The sequence below is a fragment of the Roseibium sp. RKSG952 genome (assembly GCF_009711355.1).
In genome coordinates this window covers 1-579 of sequence record NZ_SMMF01000319.1, presented here as the reverse complement: position 1 = coordinate 579, position 579 = coordinate 1, and the positions used below count along the sequence as shown (strand labels likewise).

1 protein-coding gene is annotated in these 579 nt (G+C 52.7%); it reads right to left on the bottom strand.

The genetic code is table 11. The annotated features are described in order from the left end of the window. Nucleotides 1-359: 359 nt before the first annotated feature. On the bottom strand, nucleotides 360-579 hold a 220-nt coding region (locus tag E1297_RS49525), incomplete at its 5' end, for a hypothetical protein (protein ID WP_209015552.1).

Below are 579 nucleotides of genomic sequence, written 5' to 3'. Positions count from 1 at the left end.
CACTTCTCTCCCAGATTGTCGCGCTATAGAGGACGCAAACCGCCGTTGTCCGCCGAAAACAATCGGCGAAATTGGCAAGCGTGTTAACCGCAAGCGGATCGCAATCAGCAGCATGCCCGACCTTATTGGCCTTTTGGCTGTGCCTGCCTGAATCGGATTTATCTGGCGTTCCTCCCGGATCTGCGAGCGACATCGCTGACCCGGCCTCAACGCTAGCATCAGGATTTTTTTAAAGCAACATAATGTTGCTTTTATTAATTTGGTAGTCTGCTTCGCATTGATCTGGTGGCCAGAAAATGCAAAGTCGGACGAGCTTCTGGTGAAGTATAAAGGTGGCGAGGTGTGACTTGGCAATACGTTCAGCAGACGGCAAACCTGAGGAGAAATCCGCAGGCCCTGACCTGCGGATAACCCCGCAGCAACGGCCGAAAGGCAGAAGCGAGATAATCGCGGAAGCGGTGATGACGGCAACGCTTGATCTTTTGAAACATGACGGTGCGGATGGACTGACGTTTGATCGTATCGCACAGGATGCCCAGGTAAACCGGAGGTTCTGTCGCAAATTCTGATCCGGGTCGA